We start from the raw sequence: 4,792 nt of genomic DNA, 5'->3' as shown, positions 1-4,792 counted from the left end.
GAAAGGATATATCCGAAGCATTAACCAATGGGTTAGACGTAGGATTAGACAAATTATTTGGAAGCGATGGAAAAAGGTTAAAACAAGATATAAAAGTCTTGTTCAGCTTAAAATACCAAAACAAAAAGCTTGGGAATGGGCTAATACAAGGAAGGGATATTGGTGCATAGCATGTAGCCATATACTTCACAGAGCTATTAACAATAAAATTCTCGAGAAAGCTGGTCTAAAAGACTTGAACCAACTTCTCGAGAAAGCACACTCAAACTATTGAACCGCCGTATACGGAACCGTACGTACGGTGGTGTGAGAGGTCGGAGGTTAATCACCTCCTCCTACTCGATTATAAATTATTGGTTAATAGCGTCAAGTGATTGAACGAGTCCTGAACCATATTTATTAGAATCCCCAAGCGGTTGAGCCGTATCATTTAATAAATTACGAAGTTCAACATTTGTAAGGTCTGGCTTAGCTGCCCAAACTTGTGCAGCGACACCTGCCACGTGTGGAGACGCCATCGATGTACCATTATAAGAATCATAGTTATTCCCGGGAACGCTGCTTAAGATATTGACACCAGGTGCAGATATTTCAACTGCAGGTCCAGTACTAGAGAAAGTTGCACGCTGGTTATTCTCATCAACAGCGGCTACTGCCATAGCAGATTCATATTTTGCTGGGTAACCAACAGTATCATTATTTCCGCCTCTATTTCCATCGTTACCTGCAGCAGCGACTACTAATAAACCTTCTTCATAAGCTAGATTTGTATAATCTTCTAAAATTGAAGAGCTTTGAGAGCCGCCAAGACTCATGTTAATAACATCCATATCGTTTTGAATCGACCACTCAATACCTTCAGCAATACCAGAGTAAGACCCACTTCCATCATTGCTTAATACTTTTACAGCATAAAGGTCAGTTTGTGGTGCAACTCCTAAAACTCCAACGTTGTTATCTAATGCAGCCACTGTACCAGCTACGTGAGTGCCATGTCCATTCCCATCGTTGCAAGGGTCATTATTAGCTGAGTCAGTAAAAACTGAGTGTCCGCCGGATACATTTAGGTCTTCATGTGAACAATCAATTCCTGTATCAAGAACCGCGACTTTTACACCATTACCAGTGTGCCCGGCATCTTGTGCCTCAGTTCCTTGAACGTGCGAAATTCCCCACGGAGTTGTCTGAGCAAATGCTTGTACTTCAGCATCTTGTTCAACAGCTTCAATTTGAGGGTGATTTAGTAATCCTTTAGCCTGTCCTTCTGTTAAACTTAATGCTACGACTGGCAATTTTTCAAACGTATGATTGACATCATGGTCCTCAACTCCAAAGGCATTTAACAAGCCTTGATCAGCAGGACCGTTGAATTTAACTAAATAGTCTGATTTAGCCTCGAGTTTGACTTCTTCCGCGAAGCCAGTTTGTAGCGGCATTAGTAGTAAGACTAATGCACTCAGAATGACCATGATCTTTTTCATATTTGACCTCCTAAGGGTTCATTATTTTAAACTGATCAATAGGTCGTCAGTTTAACTAGATTAATAGTTAATAGCCTCAACAGCTTGTACAAGTCCGTTTCCGTAGTGGAATGGGTCACCTAAATCAAGTGCTGTATTATTTAATAGTTCGCGTAATTCTTCGTTAGAGAGGTGAGGCTTTTCAGCCCAAACTTGTGCTGCGACACCTGCAACGTGAGGTGATGCCATTGAAGTGCCATCATAAGAATCATATCCATTACCTGGAACAGTACTTAAGACGCTAACACCAGGCGCCGATAGTTCAAGTGCATCACCAGTACTGGAGAAAGAAGCTCGGCTGTTATTTTGGTCGACAGCAGCAACTGCAATGGCAGAATCATATTTCGCAGGGTAACCGACTGTATCAAACCAGCCTAACCAAGTACCGCTATTACCTGCAGCAGCTACTACTAAAAGCCCTTCTTCATAAGCAAGATCAACATATTCTTTTAAAACGGAAGAGCTAGTTGAACCACCTAAACTCATGTTAATAATGTCCATATCATTTTCAATAGCCCACTCAATTCCTTCTGCAATACCAGCATAAGAACCACTACCAGAGTCATCTAACACTTTAACAGCGTAAACGTCAGCATCGGGAGCAACACCTACAACACCTAAGTCGTTATCAAGTGCGGCTACTGTACCAGCTACATGTGTTCCATGGCCATTGCCATCATCATAAGGTGAATCACCAAATACAGAATGGCCTCCAGCTACTTCTAAATCTTCGTGATTAGCGTCAACTCCTGAATCTAAAATAGCCACTTTTACCCCGTCACCTGTGGATCCATTGCTTTGTGCTTCAGTTGCTTGGACATGAGGGACACCCCATGGAGTCTCTTGAGCAAAGCTTTGAACTTCAGCGTTTTCCTCAACATATTTAATCTGAGGATTGTTTTTTAAACCATTAGCCTGCTTTTCAGTAAGTTTTACGTTGTAAACAGGAAGTTGATTGTACTCATGAACGATATCTGCTTCAGCAACGTCAAAAGCGTTTAAAAGCCCCTTTTCAGCAGGACCATCAAATTGGACTAAGTAATCCTCTTTTGCTTGAGTATTCGCTTCATCTGCGAAACTCGTTTGTAGTGGGATTAACAGTAAAAATAATGCCGTCAGCAATACTACAAACTTTTTCAAAATTAGCCTCCTAAAATATTTTTTTATGATAAAGCAGGGAAGAGAGGTGAATCCCTCAACCCTGCTTATCAACTAATTAATTAGCAATTGCATTATATGATTGAACTAATCCATTACCATAATAGTTAGAGTTTCCTAGATATTGGGCAGTGTTGTTTAACAATGATCGTAATTGAGAGTTTGATAGGTTTGGTTTAGCCTGCCAGACTTGTGCTGCAACACCTGCTACGTGAGGGGAAGCCATAGATGTACCGTTGAAAGAATCATAGTTGTTTCCTGGTGTTGTACTTAGAACATTAACACCTGGAGCAGCTAACTCGACAGCGGGCCCGTGACTTGAGAAAGAAGGACGGGTGTTGTTTTGATCAACAGCTGCGACTGCAATAACTGAATCATATTTTGCTGGATATCCAACCGTATCGCCCCAGCCCCATGAATTACCGCTATTACCTGCAGCAGCTACAACTAGAATGCCTGCATTATAATACGCATAGTCTGAGTAATCTTTTAATATGGATGAGCTTTGGGAACCGCCAAGGCTCATGTTGATAATGTCCATATCATTTTGGATTGCCCACTCAATACCTTCTGCAATGCCTGCATATGATCCACTTCCATTAGCGTCTAATACTTTGACAGCATATAAACTTGCTTGTGGTGCTACACCTAGTACGCCAGAGTTATTGTTTAGGGCTGCAACAGTACCGGCTACGTGCGTACCGTGTCCGTTGCCGTCATTATATGGTGAATCTCCAAATACGGAGTAACCACCAGCCACATTAAGATCGACGTGTGAAGAATCAATACCTGTATCAAGAACAGCTACTTTAACACCACTTCCTGAATAACCGTTATTTTGTGAAGTGGTGCCTTGAACGTGAGGCACTCCCCATGGAACTGTTTGGGCAGTCGCTTTCGCCTCAGCATTTTCCTCCACATGTTTTATTTGTGGATGGTTTTTTAACCCTTTCGCCTGTTTATCCGTAAGCTTTAGGTGGTATACAGGTAATACTTGATATTCAGTGAGTATGTCGGCTTCTTCTACGTCAAAAGCATTTAAGAGCCCTTTTTCAGCTGGGCCATCAAACTGAACCAAGTACTCCTTCTTTTCTGATGTATTAGCATCATCAGCTAATACCGTTTGTAGTGGTATTAGTAAAAACACTAACACACCGATGAACATGATTAACTTTTTCACAACATTTCCCCTTTCAAAATTTTTTTCACACGACAGTGTCAAATATATGGCCTTTGATGTAGGGCTATGCCTGTCAAATTTTGAATTGATAAAATATTATCACTTTTTCAAATAAATAGTAAATAGTGCTTAAGTTGTAAGTTATTAGCGAACTAAATCGAAAAAGAAGGATAGTGCGGAATTTTCTTACTAATTAACTGGAAAATAATAGATTTTAATGGTTGTATAGTGTAAATTAGAGGTAGGGGGAAGAAGGATTTTCACTTAAAAGGTGGGATAAAAGAATGAAACAGAACGTTTTAACAGTTCTCTATTTCATTGTGGTAAGCCTTTTGAACTTATATCCAATTTATATTTCAATTGCAGTTGTGGGCTTTGTAAATCGAAGTGGGCATAATATTGATGGTTGGTTACAGGTTCCATTGTTTACATTAGGGTTAACGTTATTAGCCGTCATAATAACGATTCCGGTATATTTATTGGCTTGGCAATTTGGGCAAAAATATGTTCGGCATTTTAAGTCAAGAACGTACACGGCATTAATGACGGTGGTTATTATAGGACTGTCGAGCTGGTATATTTATACCGCGATCAGATTGTATTAATTAGGTTCTAAGTCAAATGTTGGGGTGAGCATACGCTCACTCCTAATTTAATTGATACGAACCCTTAAATTCTTATATTGATGATGCAATAACACCTTTAATCTAAAACGATCAAACCGTTTAAAGCCAAAGGCATTACGCTTAATCACTTTGGTTTGATTATTAATCCCTTCAACATACCCATTATGTAAATCAAATGCGAAGCTGTTCATGATTTGCTTTTGCCAATTTTGAAAGGTCGATATCGACCTTTCAAATTCTACAACTCCCGATGCCTTCACAAGGTCGTAATAACGATATAATTCTTCTTTAATCTCTTTAAGTTTATC

General features: G+C 39.9%; 5 protein-coding genes. 1 reads left to right on the top strand and 4 read right to left on the bottom strand.

Annotated elements, in window-relative coordinates:
- Positions 1-350: 350 nt before the first annotated feature.
- From BMY57_RS15735 to BMY57_RS15725, 3 genes are all read right to left on the bottom strand, one after another.
- A complete protein-coding gene (locus BMY57_RS15735) occupies positions 351-1,481 on the bottom strand; it encodes a S8 family peptidase (RefSeq protein ID WP_091776383.1) in 1,131 nt (376 codons plus the stop codon).
- Between the two features lie 60 nt (positions 1,482-1,541).
- Positions 1,542-2,660, bottom strand: a complete 1,119-nt coding sequence (locus tag BMY57_RS15730; RefSeq protein ID WP_091776380.1) for a S8 family peptidase — start codon at positions 2,658-2,660, stop codon at positions 1,542-1,544.
- A 76-nt stretch (positions 2,661-2,736) separates the two neighbouring features.
- Positions 2,737-3,843: a S8 family peptidase gene (locus BMY57_RS15725; RefSeq protein ID WP_091776386.1), complete on the bottom strand. Its 1,107-nt coding sequence runs from the start codon at positions 3,841-3,843 to the stop codon at positions 2,737-2,739.
- 299 nt (positions 3,844-4,142) lie between these two features.
- Between BMY57_RS15725 and BMY57_RS15720 the strand changes: the two genes are divergently transcribed.
- Entirely contained in the window at positions 4,143-4,463 is a 321-nt protein-coding gene (locus BMY57_RS15720; protein ID WP_091776377.1) for a hypothetical protein, read from the top strand.
- 47 nt (positions 4,464-4,510) lie between these two features.
- On the opposite strand, the gene BMY57_RS15715 is transcribed toward BMY57_RS15720, so the two are convergent.
- A partial coding sequence (locus tag BMY57_RS15715) for a transposase (RefSeq protein ID WP_143063855.1) occupies positions 4,511-4,792 on the bottom strand: 282 nt, incomplete at its 5' end.

This window comes from Piscibacillus halophilus (assembly GCF_900110685.1).
Classification (GTDB): domain Bacteria; phylum Bacillota; class Bacilli; order Bacillales; family Alkalibacillaceae; genus Piscibacillus; species Piscibacillus halophilus.
Note: the sequence above shows the minus strand (reverse complement) of the source record. Positions and strands in the feature narration are given on the sequence as shown.